25 protein-coding genes are annotated in these 25,709 nt (G+C 67.5%); 14 read left to right on the top strand and 11 right to left on the bottom strand.

What is annotated here, in order from left to right:
- The first annotated feature begins 14 nt into the window (after nucleotides 1–14).
- From N5C28_RS05755 to N5C28_RS05780, 6 genes are all read left to right on the top strand, one after another.
- Nucleotides 15–935, top strand: coding sequence for a histone deacetylase (locus tag N5C28_RS05755; RefSeq protein WP_279820975.1), 921 nt, complete (start codon nucleotides 15–17; stop codon nucleotides 933–935).
- Between the two features lie 44 nt (nucleotides 936–979).
- The gene (ampC, locus tag N5C28_RS05760; RefSeq protein WP_279820976.1) at nucleotides 980–2,131 is read left to right on the top strand and encodes a class C beta-lactamase; all 1,152 of its coding nucleotides are present in this window, start codon (nucleotides 980–982) and stop codon (nucleotides 2,129–2,131) included.
- 73 nt (nucleotides 2,132–2,204) lie between these two features.
- On the top strand, nucleotides 2,205–3,446 hold the full coding sequence (locus N5C28_RS05765; protein WP_279820978.1) for a TIGR03862 family flavoprotein: 1,242 nt from the start codon (nucleotides 2,205–2,207) through the stop codon (nucleotides 3,444–3,446).
- A gap of 84 nt (nucleotides 3,447–3,530) precedes the next feature.
- Nucleotides 3,531–4,532, top strand: a complete 1,002-nt coding sequence (locus N5C28_RS05770; protein ID WP_279820979.1) for a response regulator — start codon at nucleotides 3,531–3,533, stop codon at nucleotides 4,530–4,532.
- 4 nt (nucleotides 4,533–4,536) lie between these two features.
- Nucleotides 4,537–4,992, top strand: a complete 456-nt coding sequence (locus tag N5C28_RS05775) for a PAS domain-containing protein (protein ID WP_279820980.1) — start codon at nucleotides 4,537–4,539, stop codon at nucleotides 4,990–4,992.
- A gap of 54 nt (nucleotides 4,993–5,046) precedes the next feature.
- The gene (locus N5C28_RS05780) at nucleotides 5,047–5,439 is read left to right on the top strand and encodes a VOC family protein (protein WP_279820981.1); all 393 of its coding nucleotides are present in this window, start codon (nucleotides 5,047–5,049) and stop codon (nucleotides 5,437–5,439) included.
- A 207-nt stretch (nucleotides 5,440–5,646) separates the two neighbouring features.
- Here N5C28_RS05780 and N5C28_RS05785 read toward each other — a convergent pair whose 3' ends face one another.
- The 3 genes from N5C28_RS05785 to N5C28_RS05795 all read right to left on the bottom strand — a co-directional run bounded on the left by N5C28_RS05785 (nucleotide 5,647) and on the right by N5C28_RS05795 (nucleotide 8,226).
- Entirely contained in the window at nucleotides 5,647–6,981 is a 1,335-nt protein-coding gene (locus N5C28_RS05785) for a DEAD/DEAH box helicase (RefSeq protein ID WP_279820982.1), read from the bottom strand.
- Nucleotides 6,982–7,125: 144 nt separating this feature from the next.
- A complete protein-coding gene (locus tag N5C28_RS05790; RefSeq protein WP_279820983.1) occupies nucleotides 7,126–7,743 on the bottom strand; it encodes a 3'-5' exonuclease in 618 nt (205 codons plus the stop codon).
- Between the two features lie 3 nt (nucleotides 7,744–7,746).
- On the bottom strand, nucleotides 7,747–8,226 hold the full coding sequence (locus N5C28_RS05795) for an NYN domain-containing protein (protein ID WP_279820984.1): 480 nt from the start codon (nucleotides 8,224–8,226) through the stop codon (nucleotides 7,747–7,749).
- A 75-nt stretch (nucleotides 8,227–8,301) separates the two neighbouring features.
- Between N5C28_RS05795 and N5C28_RS05800 the strand changes: the two genes are divergently transcribed.
- Genes N5C28_RS05800 through N5C28_RS05810 form a run of 3 tightly spaced genes read left to right on the top strand, consistent with a single transcriptional unit; the run spans nucleotide 8,302 to nucleotide 10,077 of the window.
- A complete protein-coding gene (locus N5C28_RS05800) occupies nucleotides 8,302–8,883 on the top strand; it encodes a cysteine hydrolase family protein (protein WP_279820985.1) in 582 nt (193 codons plus the stop codon).
- 36 nt (nucleotides 8,884–8,919) lie between these two features.
- Nucleotides 8,920–9,585 carry a hypothetical protein gene (locus tag N5C28_RS05805; protein ID WP_279820987.1) on the top strand — a complete coding sequence of 222 codons (666 nt, stop codon included), beginning with the start codon at nucleotides 8,920–8,922 and terminating at the stop codon, nucleotides 9,583–9,585.
- Nucleotides 9,586–9,642: 57 nt separating this feature from the next.
- Nucleotides 9,643–10,077 carry a VOC family protein gene (locus N5C28_RS05810; protein ID WP_279820989.1) on the top strand — a complete coding sequence of 145 codons (435 nt, stop codon included), beginning with the start codon at nucleotides 9,643–9,645 and terminating at the stop codon, nucleotides 10,075–10,077.
- Here the strand turns inward: N5C28_RS05810 and N5C28_RS05815 are convergent, their stop codons facing one another.
- The gene (locus N5C28_RS05815; RefSeq protein WP_279820990.1) at nucleotides 10,078–10,824 is read right to left on the bottom strand and encodes a transporter substrate-binding domain-containing protein; all 747 of its coding nucleotides are present in this window, start codon (nucleotides 10,822–10,824) and stop codon (nucleotides 10,078–10,080) included.
- 323 nt (nucleotides 10,825–11,147) lie between these two features.
- On the opposite strand from N5C28_RS05815, the gene N5C28_RS05820 reads away from it, so the two are divergent.
- Entirely contained in the window at nucleotides 11,148–12,236 is a 1,089-nt protein-coding gene (locus tag N5C28_RS05820) for an endonuclease/exonuclease/phosphatase family protein (RefSeq protein WP_279820992.1), read from the top strand.
- A 105-nt stretch (nucleotides 12,237–12,341) separates the two neighbouring features.
- Complete coding sequence (locus N5C28_RS05825; protein WP_279820993.1) at nucleotides 12,342–13,094, top strand: transporter substrate-binding domain-containing protein; 753 nt, start codon at nucleotides 12,342–12,344, stop codon at nucleotides 13,092–13,094.
- A gap of 7 nt (nucleotides 13,095–13,101) precedes the next feature.
- Here the strand turns inward: N5C28_RS05825 and N5C28_RS05830 are convergent, their stop codons facing one another.
- From N5C28_RS05830 to N5C28_RS05845, 4 genes are all read right to left on the bottom strand, one after another.
- Nucleotides 13,102–14,148 (bottom strand): GlxA family transcriptional regulator, encoded by a 1,047-nt coding sequence (locus tag N5C28_RS05830; protein ID WP_279820995.1) that lies wholly within the window; start codon nucleotides 14,146–14,148, stop codon nucleotides 13,102–13,104.
- A 102-nt stretch (nucleotides 14,149–14,250) separates the two neighbouring features.
- Nucleotides 14,251–14,511: a DUF2790 domain-containing protein gene (locus N5C28_RS05835; protein ID WP_279820997.1), complete on the bottom strand. Its 261-nt coding sequence runs from the start codon at nucleotides 14,509–14,511 to the stop codon at nucleotides 14,251–14,253.
- Nucleotides 14,512–14,662: 151 nt separating this feature from the next.
- Nucleotides 14,663–16,036, bottom strand: coding sequence for a heavy metal sensor histidine kinase (locus N5C28_RS05840; RefSeq protein ID WP_279820999.1), 1,374 nt, complete (start codon nucleotides 16,034–16,036; stop codon nucleotides 14,663–14,665).
- The gene (locus N5C28_RS05845) at nucleotides 16,033–16,740 is read right to left on the bottom strand and encodes a heavy metal response regulator transcription factor (RefSeq protein WP_279821001.1); all 708 of its coding nucleotides are present in this window, start codon (nucleotides 16,738–16,740) and stop codon (nucleotides 16,033–16,035) included. The genes N5C28_RS05840 and N5C28_RS05845 overlap by 4 nt, the downstream gene beginning before the upstream one ends.
- A gap of 262 nt (nucleotides 16,741–17,002) precedes the next feature.
- Between N5C28_RS05845 and N5C28_RS05850 the strand changes: the two genes are divergently transcribed.
- Complete coding sequence (locus N5C28_RS05850; RefSeq protein ID WP_279821003.1) at nucleotides 17,003–18,220, top strand: alpha/beta fold hydrolase; 1,218 nt, start codon at nucleotides 17,003–17,005, stop codon at nucleotides 18,218–18,220.
- Between the two features lie 67 nt (nucleotides 18,221–18,287).
- Nucleotides 18,288–18,482 (top strand): hypothetical protein, encoded by a 195-nt coding sequence (locus N5C28_RS05855; protein ID WP_279821004.1) that lies wholly within the window; start codon nucleotides 18,288–18,290, stop codon nucleotides 18,480–18,482.
- A 174-nt stretch (nucleotides 18,483–18,656) separates the two neighbouring features.
- Here N5C28_RS05855 and N5C28_RS05860 read toward each other — a convergent pair whose 3' ends face one another.
- On the bottom strand, nucleotides 18,657–19,526 hold the full coding sequence (locus N5C28_RS05860; protein ID WP_279821078.1) for an AraC family transcriptional regulator: 870 nt from the start codon (nucleotides 19,524–19,526) through the stop codon (nucleotides 18,657–18,659).
- A gap of 208 nt (nucleotides 19,527–19,734) precedes the next feature.
- A complete protein-coding gene (locus N5C28_RS05865) occupies nucleotides 19,735–21,192 on the bottom strand; it encodes a PLP-dependent aminotransferase family protein (RefSeq protein ID WP_279821006.1) in 1,458 nt (485 codons plus the stop codon).
- A gap of 178 nt (nucleotides 21,193–21,370) precedes the next feature.
- On the opposite strand from N5C28_RS05865, the gene N5C28_RS05870 reads away from it, so the two are divergent.
- Complete coding sequence (locus tag N5C28_RS05870) at nucleotides 21,371–23,113, top strand: two-component regulator propeller domain-containing protein (protein ID WP_279821008.1); 1,743 nt, start codon at nucleotides 21,371–21,373, stop codon at nucleotides 23,111–23,113.
- Between the two features lie 37 nt (nucleotides 23,114–23,150).
- Here the strand turns inward: N5C28_RS05870 and hrpB are convergent, their stop codons facing one another.
- The gene (gene hrpB / locus N5C28_RS05875) at nucleotides 23,151–25,685 is read right to left on the bottom strand and encodes an ATP-dependent helicase HrpB (protein WP_279821009.1); all 2,535 of its coding nucleotides are present in this window, start codon (nucleotides 25,683–25,685) and stop codon (nucleotides 23,151–23,153) included.
- Nucleotides 25,686–25,709: the final 24 nt, after the last annotated feature.

Below are 25,709 nucleotides of genomic sequence, written 5' to 3' on the forward strand. Positions count from 1 at the left end.
TCCGAGCCCAGTGTATGCGCCTGCCTCTCGTCTATCACGACGACTACAGCCCGCCCTTCCCGGTCGAGCACCGTTTTCCCATGGAGAAGTTTCGCCTGCTGCGCGATCACCTGGTCGACAGCGGCCTGACCACCGACGCCGACCTGCTGCGGCCCGAACCGTGCCCGGTGGATATTCTCCGCCTGGCCCACTGCCCTGACTACATCGAACGCTTTCGCCACGGCCAACTCAGCCGCGACGAACAGCGCGTGCTGGGCCTGCCCTGGAGCGCGCCGCTGGCCCAACGCACCGTCCGCGCCGTGGGCGGCTCGCTGCTGGCGGCCGAGCAGGCGCTGCAACACGGCCTGGCCTGCCACCTGGCAGGCGGCACCCACCATGCGCATTACGATCACCCGGCGGGTTTCTGCATCTTCAACGACCTGGCGGTGGTCAGCCAGTACCTGCTGGCCAGCGGTCGCGTGCAGCGGGTGCTGATCTTCGACTGCGACGTGCACCAGGGCGACGGCACCGCCCGCCTGTTGGCCGACACCCCCGAGGCGATCACCGTGTCGCTGCACTGCGAAAAGAACTTCCCGGCACGCAAGGCCAACAGCGACTGGGACATCCCCCTGCCGATGGGCATGGGCGATGACGACTACCTGCAGGTGGTGGACGACGCGCTGAACTACCTGCTGCCGCTGTACCAGCCGGACATCGTGCTGTACGACGCCGGGGTCGACGTGCACAAGGACGACGCCCTCGGCTACCTCAAACTGACCGATGCCGGCGTCGCCGCCCGCGACGAGTGCGTGCTGAACCAGTGCCTGGGCCGTGACATCCCGGTGGTGGGGCTGATCGGTGGCGGCTACGACCGGGACCGCCAGGTCCTGGCCCGGCGCCACGGCATCCTCCACCACAGCGCCGGGCGGGTCTGGCAGGCACGCGGCCTGGGCTAGCGACTATCATGAGCGGCAGATCGCTCAAAAAAGGATGTTCGACCGTGCGACGATTTCTTACCGCCCCCCCCACGACTCTCGCTCTGTGCACCCTGCTGCTGGCCAGCCCCGCCACCAACGCGCGCGACCTGACGGCCGCCGTGAACGCCACCATCGAACCGCTGATGCAGGCCCATGACATTCCCGGCATGGCCGTGGCGATCACCCACAACGGCCAGGGCCAGGCCTTCTACTACGGCCTGGCCAACCGCGAAACCCGCCAGGCCGTCGGCCCCGACACGCTGTTCGAGATCGGTTCGGTGAGCAAGACCCTCACCGCCACCCTCGCCGCCCTCGCCCAGGAACAGGGCAAGCTGTCGCTGACCGACACGGTCGAACGCCATGTACCGGAGCTGCAGGGCAGCGCCCTGGCCCAGGTGCCCCTGCTCGACCTCGGCCTGTACACCGCCGGCGGCCTGCCGCTGCAATTCTCGGAGAACGTGACCGACCACGAATCGATGGTCGCCTACTACCGCCAGTGGCAACCCGAACACAGCCCCGGCACCTCCCGGCGCTATTCCAACCCCAGCATCGGTCTGCTCGGCTACATCACCGCGCAACGCCTGGAAGCACCTTTCGCCAGCGCCCTGGAAACCCACCTGCTGCCGGCCCTGGGCATGCGCCACAGCTACGTCCAGGTGCCGAGCGCGCAGATGCCGCATTACGCCTCCGGCTACAGCCGGGACAACCAGCCGGTGCGGGTCAACCCCGGGATGCTCGACGGCGAGGCCTACGGGGTGAAGACCACCGCTGCCGACCTGCTGCGCTTCGTCCACGCCAACCTGCAACCCGGCGCCCTGGAGGGCCCGCTGAAAGGGGCGATCGCCACCACGCAGCGCGGTTACTACCAGGTCGGCGACATGACCCAGGGCCTGGGCTGGGAGTTCTACGCCTACCCCATCCCTCTGGAGCGCCTGCAGGCCGGCAACTCGTCCGCCATGGCCCTGGACGCCCACCCGGTGGCCGAACCCCAGGTGCAGACCGGCGAGGTGCTGTTCAACAAGACCGGCTCTACCGGTGGCTTCGGCGCCTACGTCGCCTTCATTCCTGCTCGTGGCCAGGGCGTGGTGCTGCTGGCGAACAGAAACTACCCCAACGAGGCGCGGGTGGAGGCGGCGCTGAAGCTACTGCACGCCCTCGACGACACCGCCCGCTGATCCCTGCCCGAGTCGCGCACCGCACGCCTCGGGTAGAATGCCGCCCCCTTTTATCCAGAACCGCGCCCCCACCATGCCCAACGCTGCCCGCCCCTCCGTTCCCTGTGTCGCCATCGTCGGCGGTGGCCCTGCCGGGCTGATGGCCGCCGAGGTGTTGGCGCAAGGCGGCGTGCGCGTCGAGCTGTTCGATGCCATGCCCTCGGTGGGGCGCAAGTTCCTGCTGGCCGGCGTGGGCGGCATGAACATCACCCACTCCGAGGCCAAGCCGGCCTTCCTCGGCCGCTACGCCGAGCGCCAGCAAGAAGTCGCCGAGCTGCTGCGGGATTTCGACGCCGACGCCCTGCGCGCCTGGATTCACGGCCTGGGTATCGAGACCTTCGTCGGCACCTCCGGCCGGGTCTTTCCCACCGACATGAAAGCCGCGCCGCTGCTGCGTGCCTGGCTCAAGCGCCTGCGCGAACTGGGCGTGCAGATCCACACCCGGCACCGCTGGCTCGGCTGGGACGACAGCGGCGCCCTGCGCCTGGCCATGGCAGAAGGCGAACGCACCCTGCAGGCCGATGCCACCCTGCTGGCCCTGGGCGGCGGCAGCTGGGCGCGGCTCGGCTCGGACGGTGCCTGGGTGCCGCTGCTGCAGGCACGCGGGGTCGCCGTCGCGCCCCTGCAACCGAGCAACTGCGGCTTCGACGTGGCGGCCTGGAGCCCCTTCCTGCGGGACAAGTTCGCCGGTGCGCCGCTGAAGAACGTCGGCCTGTGCCTGGACGACGACACCCCGCGCCTGGGCGAATTCGTGCTCACCGCCCAGGGTATCGAGGGCAGCCTGGTGTACGCCCTGTCGGCGCGGATTCGCCAGCGCATCGCCGAAACCGGCAGCGCCACGGTCAACCTCGACCTGCTGCCGCAACACAGCCTGACCAAGGTGCAGACGGCGCTGGGCAAGCCGCGGGGCTCGCAGTCCATGGCCAAGTTCCTGCACCGCCAGCTCGGCCTCGACGGGGTGAAGGCCGCGCTGCTGCGCGAGCGGGCGCCCGCCGAATTGTTCAATGACCCGGTGCAGCTGGCCCTGGCGATCAAGCACCTGCCGCTGGTCCTGGTCCGCCCCCGCCCTCTCGACGAGGCGATCAGCAGCGCCGGCGGCGTGTCCTTCGAGGCGCTGGATGCCCAGCTGATGTTGCGCGAGCTGCCGGGGGTGTTCTGCGCTGGCGAAATGCTCGACTGGGAAGCGCCCACCGGCGGCTACCTGCTGACCGCCTGTTTCGCCAGCGGCCGCGCCGCCGGCCTGGGCATCCTGCGCTGGCTGCAGCGCGGCGCCTGAGCCCGCTCTCCAGCCAATCAGCAACTATGCTTGCAGGACAGCGCCCGCCGGCGGCGCCTTCCCTGCACAGGTCCTGACCCGATCGTGATTGCCCTGCTGGTCTGCGACGACTCGAACATGGCGCGCAAGCAACTGATCCGCGCGCTGCCCGCCGAATGGCCGGTTGCCCTGAGCCAGGCCGGCAATGGCCAGGAAGCCCTGGAAGCGATTCGCCAGGGCAAGGGCCAGGTACTGCTGCTCGACCTGACCATGCCCGTGCTCGACGGCTACCAGACCCTGGCCGCGCTGAAGGCCGAAGGCTTGCAGAGCCAGGTGATCGTGGTGTCCGGCGACGTGCAGGACGACGCCATCCGCCGGGTCAAGGAACTGGGCGCCCTGGCCTTCCTGAAGAAACCCGCCGACCCGCAACAGTTGCGCGACACCCTGATCGGACTGGGCCTGTTCATCCCCGACGCCGCGCCGGCAGTACCCGCCCCGACGGCGCCCCTGGACGACTTCAAGGTCAGCTTCCGCGATGCCCTGCGCGAGGTCAGCAACGTCGCCATGGGCCGCGCCGCCGCTCTGCTGGCCAAGGTGCTGGGGGTGTTCGTGCAACTGCCGGTGCCCCAGGTGAACATCTTCGAAGTCAGCGAGCTGCACATGACCCTGGTCGACGCCCAGCGTGGCGAACGCCTGAGCGCGGTGTGCCAGGGCTTCATCGGCGACGCCATCGCCGGCGAGGCGCTGCTGCTGTTCCACGATTCGGAAGTGGCGGACATGGCGCGCCTGCTCAAGTGGCAGCCGCAGGACGATACCGAGACGTCGGAAATGCTCCTGGACCTGTCCAGCATCCTGATCGGCGCCTGCCTGGCCGGCATTGCCGAGCAGATCGACGTGCGCTTTTCCCAGGGCCACCCGATGCTGCTGGGCCAGCACGCGGCCATCGAACAGCTGATCCAGCTCAACCGCCAGCGCTGGAAGAAAACCCTGGCCGTGGAGATCAGCTACAGCCTGGAGGAGCACGACATCCACTTCGACCTGCTGCTGTTGTTCACCGAAGACTCGATAAAGCGCCTGAACGACAAGATCCATTACCTGATGAGCTGACCCCATGCCCACCCAGATCGACATCAAAGAGGTCCACTGGCTGCTCGACATCGTGCAATGCATCGACGTCGGGGTGATCGTGCTCGACCGCCAGTACCGGGTGGAGGTGTGGAACAGCTTCATGGAAAACCACTCCGGCCTGGGCCCCGACGAGGTGCACGGACGGCCACTGTTCGAGCTGTTCCCGGAGATCGACCGGGCCTGGCTCACGCGCAAGGTGGACACCGTGGTGCAGCTCGGCACCCGCGCCTTCAGCCTGTGGGAGCAGCGGCCCTACCTGGTGCACTTCAAGAACTACCAGCCGATCACCGGCCAGGAGCCGTTCATGTACCAGAACGTCACCCTGCTGCCCCTGGCCGGCGCCAGCGGCGCGGTGGAGCACCTGTGCGTGGTGATCTACGACATGACCGCCGCCGCGACCCACAAGAAACAGCTGGAAGCGGCACGGGCCCAGCGCTAACCTGCCGCTTCGCCAGGCCCCGCCAGAGGGCCGGCATGACCGGATGAACAGCCTGTGAACACCACCGTCGACAAGGGTCCCGTGATGTTGCAGAGCGTCGAACTGAAAACCTTCGTCCCGGCCCGGGACTATGAACGGAGCAAAGCCTTCTACCTGGCCATGGGCTTCAAGCCCGGCTGGGCCGATGACCAGCTGGCCTACTTCAGCCATGGCGACCATTGCGCCTTCCTGCTGAAGAATTTCTACGTCAAGGAGCTGGCCGACAATTTCGTCATGCACCTGCTGGTCGAGGACGTCGATGCCTGGTGGGACACCCTCATGCAGGCGAAGCTCGACGAGCGTTTCGGCAGCCGCCTCGTACCGCCCCAGGACCAGCCCTGGCGCATGCGCGAGTTCATGGTCACCGACCCCAGCGGCGTGCTCTGGCGCATCGCGCAGAACACCTAGGGCGAAAAACCGCAAAGCATTTTCCACCAGATGATCTGCTGTGCCTGTCGGTTACGGCGGACAAGCTTCGCGTTGTCCGCCCACACTCTGGTGCCATCTCAAGGCCACGTAGGGTGGAAAACCGCGCAGCGTTTTCCACCACTCGGCAGGTATCACCGCTCCCGTTGACCGGCTTGCCTGCGGGTTACGCCCTGGGCGTCGCCCGTCCTACGGTTTCTTGCCGCCCTTCTTCGGCTTGCCGCCGAAGCTCGGCACCTTGCGCACGGCCTTGGGCGCCGGGGTGTCGTCGGACTCGAACCAGTTGCCCAGGTGGATCTTGCCCTTGCCGGCGCCGGGCACGGTTTTCTGCTTGAGCTTCTTCGGCTTCTTCACCACCACGCCACCCGCCACGGTCTGCGGCACGCGGTGATCCGGGATGAAGTCCGGCTCGTCGACCCGCGGCAGCACCTGCTGGATCAATGCCTCGATGGCCGACAGGAGCTGCACCTCGTCCGCGCACACCAGGGACACCGCCTGGCCCGTGGCGCCGGCACGGCCGGTGCGGCCGATGCGGTGCACGTAGTCCTCGGCGACGATCGGCAGGTCGAAGTTGACCACCAGCGGCAGGTCGTCGATGTCCAGGCCGCGGGCCGCCACGTCGGTGGCCACCAGCACCTTGACCTCGCCGGCCTTGAAGCGCTGCAGGGCGCGCAGGCGGGTCGGTTGCGGCTTGTCGCCGTGGATCGAGTCGGCGGCGATGCCCTGGCGCAGCAGCTCGTTTTCCAGCTCATCCACGCCCTTGCGGGTATTGGCGAACACCAGCACCTGGCTCCAGCGCTTGCTCTGGTAGAGGTGCAGGAACAGCTCGGTCTTGCGCTTCTTGTCCACCGGAATCAGCCACTGCTTGACCGACTTGGCCGCCGCGTTGCGCGGGCTGACCTCGATCGACAGCGGGTCGCGCAGCAGCTCGCCGGCCATGGCGCGGATGGCGTCGGAGAAGGTGGCGGAGAACAGCAGGGTCTGGCGCTTCTTCGGCAGCGCGACGAACAACTCGTCCAGCTCGCGGGCGAAGCCCAGGTCGAGCATGCGGTCGGCTTCGTCGAGCACCAGGGCCTGCAGCTGGTTGAACTTGACCGCGTTCTGCCGGTACAGGTCGAGCAGCCGACCGGGGGTGGCGACCAGCACGTCCAGGCCCTTGCGCAGCTTCATCATCTGCGGGTTGATGCTCACGCCGCCGTACACCGCGTAGCTGCGCAGCGGCAGGTCCTGGCCGTAGGTGAGGAAGCTCTGCTGCACCTGCTCGGCCAGCTCGCGGGTCGGCACCAGCACCAGGGCGCGCACCGAATTGCTGGCGACCTGCGGCCCCTCCATCATCAAGCGCTGCAACAGCGGCAGGGCAAAACCGGCGGTCTTGCCGGTGCCGGTCTGCGCCGCCGCCATCAGGTCGCGGCCCTTGAGGATCGGCGGGATGGCCTGGGCCTGCACGGGCGACGGGGTCTTGTAGTCGAGGCTTTCGAGGGTGCGCAGCAGCGGCTCGATCAGGCCAAGGGAGGCAAAGGTCATAGGTTCCAACCGGACGGGGCAGTAAGCGATGGCGCACAGTTTATCCTGCCTGCACCCCGCAAGCCCGCCTTCTTCAACGGGCAATGGCGGATAACCCGCTTGGTGGGAGGGGCTTCAGCCGCGACCGCGACCAAGGCCGCGACGCTAGGCGCCGCGGATGCGCTGCAGGGTCTGCGCCATCTTCGCCGCCGGCACTTTCTGCAGGCTGCACAGCAGGCCGTGGGACAGCTCGGCGATGCCGTGCCGCTCGCGCAGCAGTGCGCCCATGAAGCACAGCAGGTTGGCCGCCATCTCCGCATCGGCCAGGGCCCGGTGCGCCTTGCCGGTGTCCGGCAGTTGCGCCCAGCGGTTGAGGTTGCCCAGCTTGTGGCTGGGTGCCTGGGGCAGCAGGCGCCGCGACAGCAGCAGCGAACAGGCGAAAGCCTGGCGGCGCTGACGGCGGATCAGCCCCAGCTCGGCGTCCCAGAATTTCTGGTCGAAGGCGGCGTTGTGCGCCAGCAGCGGGATATCGCCGACGAAATCCGCCACCTCGTTCATCACCTGCTCGGCCGGCGGCGCGGTGCGCAGCATGGCGTTGCTGATGCCGGTGAGCTGTTCGATGAACGGCGGCACCCAGGCGCCGCTGTTCATCAGGCTCTGGTAGCGGTCGACGATGCGTCCGTCCTCGACGATGGCCACGCCGATCTCGGTCGCCCGGGCCTGCTGCGCCGGGGACATGCCGGTGGTTTCGAAATCGATGACGGCAATGCGTTCTGCAAACATGGTTCAGTTTCTCAACAACAGAGCGCCCTCGATGGGCACGTAGCGGCTGGCGGCGCGCACCAGCGATTGCGCGGTCAGGCCGGGCACGCCGTAGGCCACGGCCTCGACACCCTGGCTGCTGCGGATCTTCTCCAGCAACAGGTCGAAGTCGCCGTCGCCGGAGGCCAGCACCACCGTGTCGACCCGGGGCGCGGCGTCCATGATGTCGATGGTGATGCCCACGTCCCAGTCGCCCTTGGCCGAGCCATCGCTGCGCTGGATGAAGGGTTTCAGCTTCACGGTAAAGCCGAGGTTGCGCAGGATCTGCTGGAATTGCTGCTGCTTGGCATCGCCGCGATCGATGGCATAGGCATAAGCCTCGACGATCTGCCCGTGCTGGCTGATGTCGGCCCACAGTGCGGCGTAGTCGAAGTGGCAGCCGTAGGCCTGGCGCACGGTGTAGTAGAGGTTCTGGACATCGGCGAACACAGCGATTTTCTTCACCGGGGATCCTCGGCGGGCAGCGGGCGGGTTAAAGTCGGCGCCCAGTATGACAGCCTCCGGCACAGGACAGTCGACATGCAGCTCCATGAATCGCTCGGCGCCCTGCTGATCATCGACATGCAGCAAGGCATCCAGCAGACCGGCAAGCCGCGCAACAACCCCGATGCCGAAGCGCGCATCGCCCGGTTGCTCACGCACTGGCGACACGCCGACTGGCCCCGCGTGCATATCCGCCACATCTCGCGGCAGGCCGACTCGGTGTTCGCGCCGGGACAGCCCGGGGTGCTGTTCCAGCCCGCGCTGGCGCCCTTGCCCGACGAAGCCGTGTTCGAAAAGAACGTCACCGATGCGTTTATCCACAGCGGCCTGGAACGCTGGCTGCACGCCCGCGGCATTCGTCGAGTAGTCATCGTCGGCGTCGCCAGCGAGAACTCGGTGGAGGCCACCGCCCGCACCGCCAGCAACCTCGGGTTCGTCACCCAGGTGGTGGCGGACGCCTGCTACACCTTCGCCAAATGCGACCTGGCCGGGCGCCTGCGCAGTGCCGAAGAGGTGCACGACATGGCCATGGCCAACCTGCGCGACGAGTACGCCCAGGTGCTGGGTTGTCACGAATTGCTACCGGGTGCGTTTGGAGCCCCCCGGACGATCGGCTAGAGTGGCGGCCTGTCCACCGAGCCCGACTACGCCCCGATGAATGCTTTCCACGCCCTGCGCGACACCTGGTTCTTCTTCAGCACTCACCTGGTGTCGATCGCACGACTGTGCCTGCCGCTGGTGTTCCTCGAGACCCTGGTGCAGTACCAGGTCAGCGAGGCCCTGGGCAACGACTCCAACGCGCCCCACGGCCTGCTCGTCGGCCTGTTCTTCTACCCGCTCTATACCGGGGCGCTGATCCTGTTCCTCAACGCCCGCAGCAGTGGCGGCGAAATGCCCAGCGACCGCGAGCTGCTGGCCCGCAGCCTGCAACTGTGGCCACGCTTCGCCATCCTCGCCGGCGCCACCACCCTGGCCACCCTGGCGGGGGTGTACCTGTACGTGCTGCCGGGCATCTGGATCATGATCAAGCTGGCCTTCGCCGATTACCTGCTGGTGCTGCGCGGCGTGACCCCGCTGCGCGCGCTGTACCAGAGTTTCACGCTCACCAGCGGCTTCTTCTGGCCGATCCTGCTGTGCGTGCTGTGCGTCATGCTGCCGGTCTGGGGCTTCGAGCTGTGGCGGGTCCAGGGCGATGGCAGCGAGCCGAACGCACTGGCCGAGCTGCTGTTCGGCACCATCGGCCGCTTCTTCCAGCTGTTCTCCACGGTGGTGCTGTTCCGCCTGTTCATGTTGCGCGACGCCCTGCCGCAGCGGGCCTGACCGCGCCGGCCCGGGGGCCTGCTAGGCTTGGGGATCGTCACCCAAGGAGCACGCCCCATGGCGGATACCAACCCGAGCATCCTGTCGCACATTTCCATCGGCACCAACCGCTTCGACGAGGCGGTGGCCTTCTACGACCAGGTGCTGCAATGCCTCGGCTGCAAACGCATTCTCGCCCACCCCGGCGCCGTGGCCTTCGGTCGCGAGTACCCGGAGTTCTGGGTGCAGACGCCGATCAACGGCCAGCCGGCGAACGTCGGCAACGGCACTCACTTCGGCTTCGTGGCCCCGGACAAGGCCGCCGTGCATGCCTTCCACGCCGCGGCGCTGGCCGCCGGGGCCACCGACGAAGGCGCCCCGGGCCCGCGCCCCGAATACGGCGAACCCTACTACGGCTGTTTCGTCAGGGACCTGGACGGGCACAAGATCGAGGCGGCGTTCTGGGACCTGGCGCTGATCGAGGCGCTGTACGGCACGCCCCACGAACACTGATCAGGGCGTCTCGCCCTGGTAGCGGCGCGCCGCGCGGGTGATCCAGCCCTCGGCGCGCAACTGCTCGAGGGCCTCGCTGAGGGTGCGGTATTCGACCTGCCGGTTGCGCAGACGGGAAAAGCCGATGTACAGCTCGGTGCGCGCGTCCGGCTGGTAGACCGCCTTGGCCACCTGGCCGCGCCAGGCCGACTCCTGCAGCTGGTAATCGACCTGGCAATCGGTGCCGATCACCGCCTGCAGGCGCCCGCGGGTCAGCATCTCCAGCAACTGGGTCTCGGTGGTCACCGCCACCTTGTTCAGGCGCGTGTCGGAATCGAACGGTTCGAAATAGGCCGACTCCAGCACGTAGCCGATGCGCAGCCCGTTCAGTTGCTCGTAGCGGTTAAGCGAGGCGGCGTGCACCGGTGTGGCGTAGAAGCGGGGCGAACAGGCGTAGTAGGGCTGCGCCAGGTAGTGGATGTAGGCCTCACGCTCGGGGGTTTTCGCCAGGCCGGTCATCAGGTCGGCACGCCCCTGCTGCAGTTCCGCCAGACCCCGCGCCCAGGGCGCGCGCTGCACATCGAAGCGCAACCCGGTGCGTGCGCTCAGTTCATTCAGCAGGTCGATGTCCAGGCCCTGCAGCGAGCCGTCCGCCCCCTGCATGCGGAACGGGGGCCAGAGGTCGGTCATCACCACCAGTGGCGCTGGCTCGGCTGCCCGCAGCGACAGGCTGAACAGCAGCAGGCACAGCAGCCACGGCGCACGCATCAGGGGCGTCCCGCACGCACAGCGGGCAAGGGCGGCAACACCGCCTTGCGGTCGAACACCTCGCGATACATGAACGCTCCCCGGATGACGCAAAAAAGTGACGGCGTGCAGGCAGGCGGCAGGGACCTGCTCTTTTTTGTCGGCAACAATACCGCGTGGCGTGCCGTTGTGCATGATATCTCAATGACATCCATTCGCCGCCAGGGGCCTGAGCACCGGCGCTGCCGGCGATCTGCCGCCGCCGATGGCCGGTTTGCCTGCAGCGAGGCATCGGCGTTCTCGGGTATGCTCGGCGCCATGCCAGCCCCTGACCACGCCCGTCCATGACCGCCTCCCGTTTTCTGCGCCGTACCCTGATCGCCCTGCTCATCCTGTGCGGCCTGGTGCCCGTGCTGTTCTACGCCCTGGCCTGGCGCCCCGCCCCGCAGGAGGACGTGGCCGTGAGCTGCACCGGCAAGGCGCCGCTGCTGCAACCGGGCCAGGCCCTCAAGGTGATGACCTGGAACGTGCAGTACCTGGCCGGCAAGCGCCATGTGTTCTGGTACGACCTGGCCAGTGGGGATGGCCCGGACAGCCGCCCCAGCAGCGACGACCTGGCCCGCACCCTGGACGAGGTGGTGCGGGTGGTGCGCGAGGAGCAGCCGGACATCCTGCTGCTGCAGGAACTGCACGACGGCGCCAAGGCCAGTGACTACCAGGATCAACTGGCCCTGCTGCAGGAGCGCCTGCAGGGCGTCTACCCCTGCAGCGCCCAGGCCTTCTACTGGAAGTCCGCCTTCGTCCCGCACCCGCGCATCCTGGGCAGCGTCGGCATGAAGCTCGGCACCCTGAGCCGCTACCGCATCGAGCGGGCCGAACGCCTGCAATTGCCGGAGATGCCTGGCACCCTGCTGAGCCGGCCGTTCGACCTGAAACGCGCTCTGCTGGTCAGCTACCTGCCGCTGCGCGACGGCGGCCGCCTGGCGGCGATCAACACCCACCTCGATGCCTTCGCCCAGGGCGACGACACCATGCAGCGCCAGGTGGCGATGACCACCGCCCTGCTCGACCGGCTGCAGGCCAAACGCACGCCCTGGCTGCTCGGCGGCGACTTCAACCTGCTGCCGCCGGGCCAGTACCGCCAACTGCCGCCTGAACAACGCAGCTGGTACGCCCCGGAAGGCGAACTGCGCGGCCTGGCCGAGCGCTACCCGATGGTCCCCGACCTGCACCAGGCCAGCGGGCCGCAGCGGGCCCAGTGGTACACCCATTACCCCAACGACCCTGGCGTGAAGGGGCCTGACCGGACCCTCGACTACCTGTTCCACAGCCCGCAGCTCACGCGCCTGGACGCCAGCGTGCGCCAGCACGACACCCTGGCCATTTCCGATCACCTGCCGGTCCTGGCGCGCCTGCTGCTGCCGCTCGAGTGAGCGGCAACCGGCCGGCTGGACGGCACTGGACAAAGCCTCTGGCACTTCGCCATGCTCGACTACGCTGAAACAATGACAAGACGGTCGTGAGCCGCTACCTGATCCATGCGAACCATTTCGTGCCTGCTACTCGCCCTGGGCCTCTGGGCCAGCCCCGGCCATGCGCAACCCGCCCCCGACGACACCAGCCCCCTGGTCAGCGTCGGCTATTACGAATTTCCGCCCTATTCCTACAGTGACAGCAAAGGCCGCCCCCGGGGCGCGATCCTCGACCTGACCCTGCGCCTGCTGGAACACGCCGGCTACCGCGCCGAGCTGCGTTCCTACCCCGGCGCCCGCCTGTACGGCGCCCTGCAGGACGGCAGCGTGCAGCTGTGGCCCGGCGCCCCCGGCAAGCCGGAACTGGTCGACCACACCCTGGAAGGCCGCACCCAGCTGGGCGAGATGGTCCTCAACCTGTATTTTCGCCGCGACACCCTGCTGCCGCGGATTCCCGAGGACCTGAAGGGCCGAGGGGTGATCCTGATCAGCGGCTACACCTACTGGCGCCAGAGCAACGACCTGATCAACGACCCGGCCCTGGGCATCACCCAGCACCGCACCCGCACGCACACCGCGGCGTTGGAAATGCTGCAACGGCGCCGGGCGGACTTCCTGCTGGATTACCAGGCACCGGTGGAACAGGCCCGCCGGCGGCTGGGCATGAGCGAGCTGCCGTTCGTGCAACTGCAGCGCATGCCCATGAAATTCATCCTGTCACGCCACGCCCCGGGGGCCGAAGCGCTGCGCGATGCCCTGGACCGCGCGTATGAGGAATTGCAGGCCGCGGGTGAGGACCTCAGCCTGCCGATCCCCTGAGCACGGCCTACACCGGCCGGGCGTTGAGCTGGACGCGGCTGCGGAACTGCCCCGGGGCGATATCGAACTTTTCGCGGAAGCATCGGTGAAAGTGCGAGACGGTGGCGAACCCGCACGCCACCGAGATTTCCAGGTGGGAACGGTTGGTGTGCTGCAGCAGTTGCCGGGCGTGGGTGAGCCGCAGCTCCAGGTAATAGCGCGGCGGCGTGGCATGCACATGGCGCTGGAACAGCCGCTCCAGATGACGCCGGGAAATGCCGCTGTAGCGGACGATCTCGGCGATCTCGATGGGGTCTTCGATGTTGTTGTGCATCAGCTCCAGTGCGACCTTGAGCGCCTGCGGCAGCGTCGGATGAAGCCCGATCGGCACCACCGAGACATCGGTGATCTCCGGTTTCTTGTCGCAGCCCAGCACCTCCTCGACCGCATTGCGCACCTCCGGCCCGACGATGCTGCCGACCACTTCCAGCATCATGCCCAGCGAGCTGTTGGCCCCGGCGCAGCTGATCCGCCGGGACGAATGGGCGAACGACAGGTTGGTCACCCGGACCCGCGGAAACAGCTCGGCGACCATCGCCCGGCCATCGGGGTGGAAGGCGCAGTCATGCCCGTCCAGCAGGCCGGCCTCGGCCAGGAAGTAGGCACCGTTCCACAGCCCGCCAAGCATCGCGCCGGCAGTATCGGCACGGCGCAGTTTGCTGCGCAGCAGGGGTTCGCTGTCCAGGCGCACGCGGAAACCGCCGCAGACGATGAGGATGTCCGCCTGCTTCTCATCCAGCTCGGCCAGGGACACGTCGGTGGAAATGGCGATACCCAGGTCGCTGACGACCTGCTTGCTGTCGCCGCCGACCACCTGCACCTGGAACACCGGCGATGGGCTCATCAGGTTGGTGGTCACCAGCGCATCCACCGCGCCGGTGAAGGCCATCATGGAAAAGTGCTCGCGCAGGATGAACGAAACCCGCCGCACCGGCGGGTTCGTGGGCGTACTGGCGGCCTTGTCCAGGTGCATGAGGTTCTTGCACTTGAGGACACTTTCGAATGAGGTCTTCATGGTGGGCTCGTGTGAAGGCGACGGTCGAATCGGCACTATGCCTCGTCGCCCCCTCCGCGCACAGCCCCCGCGCCGCCTTGCACCACCCGCAGGTTCCAACCACTAGCCGTTGCTGATGCAGACACTGGCTTCTTTCAGAAACGTCAGGGTCTCGATGTCCCCGCGGGAGGTCTCGTAGGTCATCGTGGCCTGCACCACCTCGCAGGTCGTCGGCTGCGGTTCTTCGATACGGATGACCCGGGCCACGTCCAGCTCGCTGCCGTAGCGGTAGGCCGGGGTGTCGGAGCGTTCTTCGGCGAACAGCGACGGGCTGGCCAGGACGACGACCAGCAGGCCAGCGAAGGAAAACGGACGGATGTTCATGTGCACTCCACAACGGCTGATGACCCGCAGCCTGAACGGTTCTGATGTGGGTGACACGTTAAGGGGGGGCCGCTGACGTCAGGGTGACTGCCGCCTGACAGGAAGATGTCAACCGCCTGGGTCCGGGCGAACGCAGGCGGTGACGGGAGGATCAGCCGAGGGATTCGCTGGTCAGGGAAAAGCCGAAGGTGTTCAGGCCGGCCTCGCTGCGGGCGAACACCCGGCCGCCGTGCATGGACGCCACGGCGCGCACGATGGACAGGCCCAGGCCATGGTGCGCGTCGCTGCGCGCCCTGGCCGCGTCGGCGCGGTAGAAGCGTTCGAACAGGTGCTCCAGGTGCACGCTGTCGATGGGCTCGCCGGCGTTGGACACGCTCACCTCGGCCTGCAGGCCGTTGCTCACCAGGCTGACGGTGATGGTGCTGTCCGGCGCCGCGTAGCGTGCCGCGTTCTGCAGCAGGTTGGCCAGGGACCGGTGGAACAGGCGCCGGTCGATGCGCACCCGCATGTCCCCTTCGATCACCACCGTCAGTTGCTTGTCGAGCAGCACCGGCTCCAGGTACTCCACCGTCTTGGACGCTTCCTCGTACAGCGATACATCGCTCAGTTCGGTGGCCCGTTGGCCGCTTTCGGCACCGGCCAGGAACAGCATGTCGTTGACGATGTTGCCCATGCGTTCCAGTTCTTCCAGGTTCGATTGCAGCAGGTCCTGCAGCTCGTTCAGATCGCGCTCGTGGGCCAGCGCGACCTGGGTCTGGCCGATCAGGTTGGTCAACGGCGTGCGCAGTTCATGGGCGACGTTGGCATTGAAACCTTCGAGCTGGCACCAGGCGGTCTCCTGGCGCGCCAAGGCGCCGTTGAACGACACCGCCAGCTCCAGCAGCTCGTGGGGCAGCGCGCTGGTGTCCAGGCGCTGCTTCGAATCGCCGGGCGGCAGGCTATTGGCCTGGCGGCTCAGGCGCTGCACCGGCCCCAGGCCGAACCGGGCGATCCAGTAGCCGAGCAGGGCCACCAGCACCACGCCCAGGGCCGAGGTCAGGACCAGGGTTTCGGTGAAGGTGCTCAGGGTGGCCATGAAGGGGGTCGAATCCAGGGCGACGATGAAGCGCAGCTCCGGGCGGCTGCCCATGGCCGGGATGGTCTTGGTCAGCAGCACCATGGGGCAGTGCTGTTCCGGCACCTCCATGATGGAAAAACCGTCCGGCTGCCGCGAGCGGTCTTGGCCATCGGGCATGGCGCCGCCATAGCTGTAGTTCGAATCGTCGCTGAGCACCCAGTAGCGCACGCGCTCGTCGGTGGGCGTCAGGCTGTCCAGTTTCTGGTGCACGCCGACCCAGACCGCGGGCGACTCATACTTGGAGAGCAACGGGTCGAGCACCGAATGGCGCAGGACCAGTTCGTTGTGCATCTGCGTTTCCAGCGACTGCTGCAGCGAGCAGCGCAGCAGCACCGCACTGACTGCCGTGATCAGCAGCACGGCCATGGCGAACATCAGCGCCAGGCGCTTGGCGATCGAGCCCCTCATCCGGCGACACTGCCCTGCCGCGGCTGTTCTTCGCGGCTTTCCAGCACGTAGCCCATGCCACGCACGGTATGCAGCAGCTTGCGCGCGTAGGGGGCGTCGACCTTGGCGCGCACGCGCTTGATCGCCACTTCCACCACGTTGGCGTCGCTGTCGAAATTCATGTCCCAGACCTGCTCGGCAATCATCAGCTTGGAGAGGATTTCGCCCTGGTGCCGCGCCAGCAGGCTCAGCAGCGAGAACTCCTTGGCGGTGAGGTCCAGGCGCATCCCGGCGCGGGTCACCTTGCGCGCCTGCAGGTCCATTTCCAGGTCGTCGATGCACAGGTGCGTGAGGTCGGCGGTATCGGCAGCGCGACGGCGGATCAGCGCCTGGATGCGCGCCACCAGCTCGGCGAAGGAAAACGGCTTGCCCAGGTAATCGTCGGCGCCCTCGCGCAGGCCGCGCACGCGATCGTCCACGGTGCCGCGGGCCGAGAGCATGATGACCGGGGTCTTCTTCTGCAGGCGCAGGCCCTGCAGCACGCCGTAGCCGTCCTTGCCCGGCAGCATGACGTCGAGGATCACCACGTCGTAATCGATCTCCAGCGCACAGTGCAGCCCGTCGATGCCATTGTGCGCGACGTCGACGATATACCCGAGCTCGCTCAAGCCCCGATGCACATATGAGGACGTCTTTTCTTCGTCCTCGACCATGAGCAAACGCATTCGGCAACTCCTCTGTAAGTGGCGGTATACGACACGCGAACCGGCGCGCGCGCAACCAGCAGCCGACCGGCTGCTGCTCACCGCGCTCTCCAGTCTATACAGGCCAGGGTGTCCGCCGGCTGACCGCTTCCTGACAATTTTGTCAGGAAGGCGCACATGGCCCTCACGCCGCGCAGGATCAGGCAAGCATTCCGGAGTTTTGGCGCTGTTCCCGGGCGGCGCCGGCACCGACAATCGCGCATCATCCTCGGCCAGGGCCGCCATGAACACACCCCGTTTATCCCTGCTTCTCGCCGCCCTGGCCATCGCCCAGGTCGACGCCGCTCATGGCCAGGGCGCCTCGCTGCCCCTGGGGCAGACCAGCTTTGCCGCCTACCGGGAGCAAACCCGCCAGTGGCTGCAGCACGCCCGTGAGTTCCAGAGCCCTGACCACGCCGCCGAACTGGACTGGAACGCACCCCAGGAATGGCGCCCCGAGCAACCGCCCAGCCGCGGCATCCTGCTGGTCCATGGCCTGGGCGACTCGCCCTGGTCGTTCAGCGACCTTGGCCCGAGTCTGGCCCGACAAGGCTTTCTGGTCCGCACCCTGCTGCTGCCCGGCCATGGCAGCAAACCCGCCGACCTGCTGGACACCCGCATCGAACAATGGCGCCAACTGCTGCGCGAACAGGCCGCCGTGCTTGCCCGTGAGGTACCGAATGTCTACCTGGGCGGGTTTTCCACCGGGGCCAACCTGGTGCTGGACTACGCCTACGAACACCCGGAGGTCGACGGCCTGCTGCTGTTCTCGCCGGCGTTCAAGTCCGACACCGCCTATGACTGGCTGCCCTCGATGATCGCCTGGGCCAAGCCCTGGCTGCGCGCCCCAGGCCCCGGCCGGCCATCACAGACGCCGGTGCGCTACCTGAATGTGCCGACAAACGCCTTCGCCCAGTTCTACCGCAGCAGCGTGGCGGTCCAGGCCCGGCTGAACACCGGCAGCTACGACAAACCGGTGCTGGTGGTGGCCGCCCAGCATGATTCGGTGCTGGACACCGCGCACATCCGCGACACCTTTACCCGGCGCTTCACCCACCCGGCCAGCCGCCTGGTGTGGTACGGCAGCCCAGTTCCAGACATGCCCCAGACTCCACGGGTACTGACGCGCAGCGACGCCCTGCCCGAACAGCGGATCAGCCAGTTTTCCCACATGGGCGTGCTGTTCTCGCCCGGCAACCCGCTCTACGGCGCGAACGGCGCGCAGCGGATCTGCTGGAACGGCCAGGACGACCAGGGCATGGCGGCGTGCCAGGCGGGCGAGACCGTCTGGTACTCGGACTGGGGTTACCGCGAGGCCGGGAAATTCCATGCCCGGCTGACCTACAACCCGTACTTCGAATGGCAGAACGGCGTGATGTTCGAGGTGCTGAATGCCGCCGCACCGGCCCTGCCGCTCACGCCGAAAGCAGGTGGAGAGAATCAGGCAACTGCCTTGCAGTAATGGACTAACAGGCCCTGCCGGGCGCTCTTCATACTGGCCCCAGAACCTAGAGATGGAGACCTGCCCCATGCGAACCAAACTGCTGATGACCACCCTGGCCCTGACCTTGCTGGCCGCCGCCCAGTTCAGCACCGCCGAAGAATCCCCGGCCTTCGTGGCCCGCACCGAAGCCCTGCAGCAGAAACACCAGTCAGCGGCCCAGGCGCAAGCCGTCGCCGACAACAACGCTGCGCGCAAGGCGGAGAAAACCAAGGACTGCTGAAACACCCCCTGCTTCCTGTGGCCCGAGACCCTGCTTCGCTCCCGTAACTCGGTGCCATATTCCGGCCGCTTTGGATAAGCGGCCTTTTTTTGCCCGCTCGACAGCCGCGATGGCAGCCATAAAAAAACCGGGCACTGAGGCCCGGCAATGGCAGAACGGATGAAGCTTGTTCGATCAGAGGCTCGCACGCCGCAATGCCACGATGTGGTTGCGCGGCGAGGCACCGAAGAAGCGGCTGTACTCACGGCTGAACTGCGACGGGCTTTCATAGCCCACGCGGTAACAGGCCACCGAGGCCTCGACCCGCTCCTGCAGCATCAGCCGGTGCGCCTCTTCCAGGCGCAGCCGCTTCTGGTACTGCAGCGGGCTCATGCCGGTCATTTCCTTGAAACGGTGGTGCAGGCTGGAGGTGCAGAGGTTGATGCGCTGGGCCAGTTCCTCGATGCGCAACGGCTGGCGGAAATGCTGGTTCAGCCACTCCACCGCCTGCGCTACCCGGTGGTTCTGGGAATTGACCATGACCACGTCGCGCAGCTGGTGACCGTGCTGGCCACGCAGCAGCCGATAGAGGATTTCCTTGTAGGCCAGGGGCGCCAGCATGGCGATGTCCTGGGGCGTGTCCAGCAGGCGCAACAGGCGCAGCATCGCCTCCAGCAACGGCAGGTCGAGCGGTTCGACATGCAGCCCGGAAGACGGCTTTTTCTTCAGCAGGTGCTTGAGGTCGGCGTCGAAGATCAACTGGCTGATGATCGCCGGCTCGATGTCCAGCCGGATCAGCAGCAGCGGACGGCTCTGCGACGCCTCTTCGGAGCGAAACACCAGCGATTGCGCCTGGGTGACCAGCAGGCACTCCAGGCTGCCGAAGCGGTAGCGCTCGTCCCGCAGACGCACTTCCTGCTGCCCCTGGATGACCACGTACAGGGCCGGTTTCTGCTCCGCCTGGAACGTCTCGACCATGGCGCCGTTTCGGATCAGTTGCAAAGGTGCGATCGGCGTGCGGTGCGCACCGTCGCTCGGCGCGAAACGCGACAGGATCGCCGTCATTTCCAGCAACGGCTCGGACAGGTCATCGGTAACCGAGTAACGGAATTGGCTCACCACAGCCTCCTTCTACGAAGTTCCCACGACCGGCGTGCCGTCGTTCAGCCGCACCGGTCAGGTCGAAGGTTGCAGTCTAGGGAGCGCCACGTGTCCCGGAGCTGACCGCTTCCTGACAATTTTGTCAGGAGAGGCCCGGGACGCCACGGATGCCTCAGCGCAGCAATCGGGCGAGGTGGCGAGCCGCGGTCTTGGCCTGCACCCGGGTCAAGGCGGCAAACCCCAGTACGAACGCAGGCGCCAGGTCGATGGTGCGGCAGTACTGTCGAAGGGGTTGCAGCAGTATCCCCAGTGTCTCGGCCTCCCGGACCAGGGCGTCCTGATCCTGGTCCGGCGACAGCCAGAGGATCAGCTGGAACCCCGCGTGCTCGCCGCTGATGCGGTAGCGCCCCGGAGCTTCGGCCTTCAAGGTGTCGAGCACGGTATCGCGCAGCACCTGGTACTCCTGGCGGGCTCGGCGCAGGTGCCTGAGGAACGCCGGCCCCTGCATGAACGCCGCCAGGCCGAGCTGCTCCGAAACACCCACGCTACGCCCTACCGTGTGCCACAAGGTCAGGATGCGCTGATGCAGCTCCGGTGGCGCCACCATGTAGCCGAGCCGCAGGTTGGAGAACAGCGCCTGGTTGAAACTGCCGCAGTAGATGACGCGGTTCATCGAATCAATGGATTTCAAGGCCGGCAGCGGCGCACTCTGGTAATTGAACTCACTGTCGTAGTCATCCTCGATGACCCAGGCATTCTGGCGCTGCGCCCAGTCCAGCAGCTCCAGGCGGCGCGTGGCCGACATGATCACCCCCAGGGGCGACTGATGGGCGGGCGTGACATAGGCCAATCGGCAGTCGGCCAGGTTGGGGACGCCGCGCAGGTCGATTCCGGCCTGATCGATCGGGGCGTAAGACAGCGTGGCGCCGGCCTTCTCGAAGATCCGATGGACAGCGGTGTAGCCGGGGTCTTCGACACACACGGGGTCCCCCGGCGCCAACACACAGCGCGCCACCAGATCGATGCTGTGGCGAATGCCGTTGGTGATCAGCAATTGTTCGGCGTCGCAGTCGATCCCACGGTGATTGCGCAAGTACCTGGCAATCTGGCTGCGCAGGGCCAACGCGCCCTGTGGCTCGATCCTGCACATCTGCTCGGGCTGCATCGACGCCATGGCCCGCTGCAGGTGCGCGGCCCATTCGACAGGCGAGATGAGCAACGGATTGGCCAGCCGCGCGACGAACGGCACCCCCACCTGAGCCCGGTAATCGCGCACCTGCTGGACCGGTGCCTGCTCGACCGGCTCACGCGACGGCGCGTCCGTCCGCCCATCGTCAACGGCCTTCAGGTAGTTGTCTGGCACGACCGCACTGACCAGGCTGCCGCAACCGACCTTGCGCACGATGTAGCCCTCGAGCTGCAGGCGCTCGAAGACACTTTCCACGGTGCCCCGCGAGACGCCCCAGCGCTGCGCCAGCACACGCGACGACGGCAATCGGTCAGCCGCCTGGAGCAGGCCGTTGAGAATGGCATCGCGGATGGCCTGGTAGGCCTGCTCCTGCTTCGTTACGCCCGGCGCGCTCACCGGCAGCGGAAGGTCCACACCCGACGAAAATTTACCCTTGCCCATAATGGTCCATAGCAATTTCGCTTATATGGCCCTACCTGCCGGACCACTTTGTTCCTAGTGTACCGACTCCCTCTGCGGAGTTCGCCCACCCGGTCCGGGCGCCAGCTCGGCGGGATGGTTCCGGACTCAGGTTCACGCGGCGGCCAGCGTAGTGAGTGATTTCCCAATCAGGCAGCAGATGTCCACCGGTGGAACCGGCCGCCGTGCGGGCGCGGCGCTGGCCATCCCGCTGCTCCTGGCCTGTCTGTCACTGTGCAGTGCGTCGGTCACGGCGTCTGGCAGTTCACTGGACAGGCGCGAGCATCACCGCTGGACCGTCGCCGATGACGGCCCCAGCCAGGTCGGCGCGCTGGCGCAGACCCGGGATGGCTATCTCTGGCTCGGCACCAACGACTCGCTCTACCGCTTCGATGGCCTGCACTTCACACGCTACACCCCGCCCGACGGCAAGCCGCTGGGCATCGTTTCCGCACTCAAGGCAGCCGATGAAGGCTTGTGGGCCGGCCTGCGAACCGGGGGCATGAGCCTGATCACCGAGACCGGCCTGGTCAGTTATCCGGTCAGTGCCGGGTTGCCCGGTGGCGTGATCTACGGCATCGCGAAGGATCACAGCGGCGCGGTCTGGGTCGCGGCAAACGATGGCTTAGCGCGTTTCGACGGTACAGCCTGGCAACGCATCGGTGCCGATTGGAACATGCCGGGAGAAAATGCCCGCGCCGTATTCGTCGACCGCGAGGGGACGCTGTGGGCAGCCAATGAGAACCGCCTGCTCTACCTGCCGCCTGGCGCCCGCGCGTTCATCGATGCGGACATCGAGGTCGGCTGGGTGAGCCAGATGGCCCAGGCCCCGGATGGCTCCATCTGGGTGATGGAACGCTTCGGCGACTCGCTGCGCCGAATCCTGCCCGCCACGAGCGGTGAGCCGATCCAGGTGAACGTCATCGATCACACCAACGGCCTGTTGTTCGATGGCACCGGGGCGATGTGGATCGGTACGAGCGGCAAGGAGATTAGTCAGGTGCCTCCCCCGGCACCGCAGATACAGGAACGCGACCACAAGGCGTTCATGGCCAAGGGCGGTTTGAGCGCCGAGGAAACGGTGCTCCGCTTCAGCATCCAGCCAGTCTTCTACCGCACCCCGCTCTTTCTGGTGCTGAGCGGCATCGTCGTGGCGGGCATCCTGTGGTTGCTGCATCGGTTCAACGTGCGCCGGTCCGCCGAGCACCTGCACGCCCGCCTCGAGGAGCGGCACACCGAGCGTGAGCGCATCGCCCGCGAGCTGCATGACACCCTGCTGCAAGGCGTGCAGGGGCTCATGCTGAGTTTCCAGGTCGTGACCGAGCAGATCCCCAGTACGCATCCCGCACGCTGCAAGATGGAGAAGGCAATGGACCGTGCGGACCAGGTCCTGGCGGAAGCCCGCGACCGCGTCAATGACCTGCGGGACCTGAACGAACCGACGCAGGACCTGGTGGATGCGCTGTCCGCCGTCACCTGCGAGCTACAGCGAGAGGGCAATGCGCACTTTGTCCTGAGCAGCCAGGGCTCGCCACGCCCGCTGCACCCGATCGTCTGGGAAGAAAGCTACCGGATCGGCCGCGAAGCGCTCGTGAACGCCGCCCGGCATGCCCATGCGCAGAACGTGGAAATCCGCATCCGCTACACCCGCTACGCCTTTCAGCTGACGATTGCCGATGATGGCAAGGGCATCGACCCGCGGTTCCTGCCACCCAATGCCCGCCCCAGGCACTGGGGCTTGTGCGGCATGCAGGAGCGCACCCGCAAGATCGGCGGACGCCTGTCGATTCAGCGAGGCGCCCAGTGTGGCACCGAAATCCAGCTGACCGTGCCGGCGCCCACGGCCTATCGGCACGTCCCGCGACGCTTCACGCTGCGGCTGCCCGCCTGGATTCGACGGTGACCCAACCGCAGAGGGAACAGGACTGCCGCAGCGCCGATCAGGAACGGGGCTTGGCCCGGGCAGTGGGCTCGGCGATCAGCGGGTCGTCCGGCCAGTAGTGCTTAGGGTACCGGCCCTTGAGGTCTTTCTTGACCTCGGCATAGGTGCTGGCCCAGAAGTTCGCCAGGTCCTGGGTCACCTGCACCGGGCGACGTGCCGGAGACAGCAGGTGCAGAAGCACCTGCTGGCGGCCGTTGGCGATGCGCGGGGTCTGCGCCAGGCCGAACAGCTCCTGCAGGCGCACCGCCAGCACCGGCGGCTGCTCGCTGTAGTCCAGGCCGATGCGCGAACCGGACGGCACCGCCAGGGCCTTGGGCGCCAGTTCGTCGAGGCGCTGCGGCAGGGGCCAGGGCAGCAGGTTGTGAAGGATGCTGGCCAGTTCCAGGTTGGCGAAGTGACTGAGCCGGTTGACCTTGCCCAGGTACGGCGCCAGCCAGGTCTCCAGGCTGGCACGCAGGGCCGGGTCGGAGACGTCTGGCCATTCGCTTTCGCCTTTCTCCGCCAGGTCGAGGCCGCGCAGCAGCGTCACCCGCGCCTGCCACTGGCGCAACTCGGGGGTCCAGGGCAGCAGTTCCAGCCCTTTGCGCCGCACCAGGCCGACCAGGGCGCGGCCCCGGGCTTCGTCATCCAGCCCCGGCAGGGCTTCGCGCGCCAACACCAGCTCCCCCAGCTTGCGCTGGCGCTCGGCGCGCAGCACGCCTTCACGCTCGTCCCAGTCGAGCACCTGGTGGTCGCGGATCAACTCGGCCAGTACACCGTCGAACAGCGCCGGGTCGAGCGCCGCCGCCAGGTAGATGCGTTCTTCCCGCTGGCCCTGGCGACTGCCCAGGTCGGCCACCACCAGCCAGGGTTCCTTCATCAGCCCATCGGGCTCGCCGAACTGGGCCGCGCGACCGTTGGCCAGTCGGTACTCGGCGCCGCCCTCACGCCGCTGCTGGGCGACCCGGTCCGGGTAGGCGAACGCCAGCAGGGCCCCCAGCCAGCGCGGGTGATCGGGATCGGCCACCGGCGTGGTCACCGGTACGCCCTTGAGGTAGCCCTGGAACTGCCGGGCCAGTTGCCGGGTGCGCTGTACGCCACTGGCGGCGCCCCGCGACGCCTTGCTTTCGCCGGACAGCAAGGCCAGGCGGCTGTGCAGGTCGGCACCGGCGCCGCGCAGGATGTCGCGCTCACCCAGCAGGGCCGCCAGGTCGCAGGCCAAGGCCCCCAGCCCCAGCGCCTGGGCCCGCAACAGCAGGTGGGCGATGCGCGGGTGGGCGGGCAGCTCGGCCATGGCCTGGCCGTGGGCGGTCAGGCTGCCCCGCTCGTCCAGCGCCCCCAGGCGCCCGAGCAGGTCGCGGGCCTGGGCAAACGCCGCAGCCGGCGGTGGGTCGAGCCAGTCCAGCTCGTCCGGCTGAACGCCCCAGCGGGCCAATTGCATGGCCAGCCCGGCGAGGTCGGCCTGAAGGATTTCCGCCGACGAATAGGCCGCCAGTTGCTCATGCTGCGCCTGCGACCACAGGCGGTAGCAGGCGCCCGGCTGCAGGCGTCCGGCCCGGCCGGCGCGCTGTGTCGCCGAAGCCCGGGAAATCCGCTGGGTGTCGAGGCGGGTCATGCTGCTGCCCGGGTCGAAGCGCGGCACCCGTGCCAGGCCGGCGTCCACCACCACGCGCACGCCGTCGATGGTCAGGCTGGTCTCGGCGATGTTGGTCGCCAGCACCACCTTGCGCAGGCCCGCCGGGGCCGGTTCGATGGCCTGGCGCTGGGCGGCCAGGGCCAGGTCACCGTGCAGCGGGCACAGCAGGATGTCGCTACGCCCCGCCAGGGCCTCTGCCAATTGTTCGGCCACCCTGCGGATCTCCGCCTGCCCCGGCAGGAACACCAGCACGCTGCCCGGCTCCTCTGCCAACACCTGGAGCACGGTGGACAGCACCCGCGGCTCGACCCACTCCCCGGCCTGGTACGGCGCGCCCCAGTTCATGGTCACTGGGAACATCCTCCCCTCGCTGCGCAGCACCGGCGCATCGTCGAGCAGCCCGGCCAGGCGCTCGCCTTCCAGGGTTGCCGACATCAGCAGGATCTTCAGCGGCGGCTCGCCGGCGTCCTCACCGCGGAACATCGCCCGGCCATTGAGCGCCAGGGCCAGGGCCAGGTCGGCATCCAGGCTGCGCTCGTGGAATTCGTCGAAGATCAGCAGGCCGATGCCTTCCAGGGTCGGGTCGTCCTGCAGGCGCCGGGCAAGGACACCTTCGGTCACCACTTCGATGCGAGTGCGAGCGCTGACCTTGCTTTCCAGGCGGATGCGGTAGCCCACCGTCTCGCCCACGGCCTCGCCCAGCTCGCTGGCCAGGCGCTCGGCGGCGGCCCGTGCGGCCAGGCGCCGGGGCTCGAGCATGATGATGCGCTGCCCGGCCAGCCAGGGCTCGTCCAGCAGCGCCAGCGGCACCCGGGTGGTCTTGCCGGCACCGGGCGGCGCCTCCAGCACTGCCTCGTCGCGGTGGGCCAGGGTCTCGCGCAGGGCGGGCAGCAGAACATCGATAGGCAACGAAATCATGGACACTCCAATCAGGCCGGCGAT

It is taken from the genome of Pseudomonas sp. GD03944, from assembly GCF_029839275.1.
Taxonomy (GTDB): domain Bacteria; phylum Pseudomonadota; class Gammaproteobacteria; order Pseudomonadales; family Pseudomonadaceae; genus Aquipseudomonas.

Coding starts and splice junctions, on each gene's coding strand:
- N5C28_RS05755 (WP_279820975.1), top strand. CDS start 15: ATGCGCCTGCCTCTCGTCTATCACGACGACTACAGCCCGCCCTTCCCG.
- N5C28_RS05765 (WP_279820978.1), top strand. CDS start 2,205: ATGCCCAACGCTGCCCGCCCCTCCGTTCCCTGTGTCGCCATCGTCGGC.
- N5C28_RS05775 (WP_279820980.1), top strand. CDS start 4,537: ATGCCCACCCAGATCGACATCAAAGAGGTCCACTGGCTGCTCGACATC.
- N5C28_RS05785 (WP_279820982.1), bottom strand. CDS start 6,981: ATGACCTTTGCCTCCCTTGGCCTGATCGAGCCGCTGCTGCGCACCCTC.
- N5C28_RS05790 (WP_279820983.1), bottom strand. CDS start 7,743: ATGTTTGCAGAACGCATTGCCGTCATCGATTTCGAAACCACCGGCATG.
- N5C28_RS05800 (WP_279820985.1), top strand. CDS start 8,302: ATGCAGCTCCATGAATCGCTCGGCGCCCTGCTGATCATCGACATGCAG.
- N5C28_RS05805 (WP_279820987.1), top strand. CDS start 8,920: ATGAATGCTTTCCACGCCCTGCGCGACACCTGGTTCTTCTTCAGCACT.
- N5C28_RS05810 (WP_279820989.1), top strand. CDS start 9,643: ATGGCGGATACCAACCCGAGCATCCTGTCGCACATTTCCATCGGCACC.
- N5C28_RS05815 (WP_279820990.1), bottom strand. CDS start 10,824: ATGCGTGCGCCGTGGCTGCTGTGCCTGCTGCTGTTCAGCCTGTCGCTG.
- N5C28_RS05820 (WP_279820992.1), top strand. CDS start 11,148: ATGACCGCCTCCCGTTTTCTGCGCCGTACCCTGATCGCCCTGCTCATC.
- N5C28_RS05825 (WP_279820993.1), top strand. CDS start 12,342: ATGCGAACCATTTCGTGCCTGCTACTCGCCCTGGGCCTCTGGGCCAGC.
- N5C28_RS05830 (WP_279820995.1), bottom strand. CDS start 14,148: ATGAAGACCTCATTCGAAAGTGTCCTCAAGTGCAAGAACCTCATGCAC.
- N5C28_RS05835 (WP_279820997.1), bottom strand. CDS start 14,511: ATGAACATCCGTCCGTTTTCCTTCGCTGGCCTGCTGGTCGTCGTCCTG.
- N5C28_RS05840 (WP_279820999.1), bottom strand. CDS start 16,036: ATGAGGGGCTCGATCGCCAAGCGCCTGGCGCTGATGTTCGCCATGGCC.
- N5C28_RS05845 (WP_279821001.1), bottom strand. CDS start 16,740: ATGCGTTTGCTCATGGTCGAGGACGAAGAAAAGACGTCCTCATATGTG.
- N5C28_RS05850 (WP_279821003.1), top strand. CDS start 17,003: ATGAACACACCCCGTTTATCCCTGCTTCTCGCCGCCCTGGCCATCGCC.
- N5C28_RS05855 (WP_279821004.1), top strand. CDS start 18,288: ATGCGAACCAAACTGCTGATGACCACCCTGGCCCTGACCTTGCTGGCC.
- N5C28_RS05860 (WP_279821078.1), bottom strand. CDS start 19,526: ATGACGGCGATCCTGTCGCGTTTCGCGCCGAGCGACGGTGCGCACCGC.
- N5C28_RS05865 (WP_279821006.1), bottom strand. CDS start 21,192: ATGGGCAAGGGTAAATTTTCGTCGGGTGTGGACCTTCCGCTGCCGGTG.
- N5C28_RS05870 (WP_279821008.1), top strand. CDS start 21,371: ATGTCCACCGGTGGAACCGGCCGCCGTGCGGGCGCGGCGCTGGCCATC.
- hrpB (WP_279821009.1), bottom strand. CDS start 25,685: ATGATTTCGTTGCCTATCGATGTTCTGCTGCCCGCCCTGCGCGAGACC.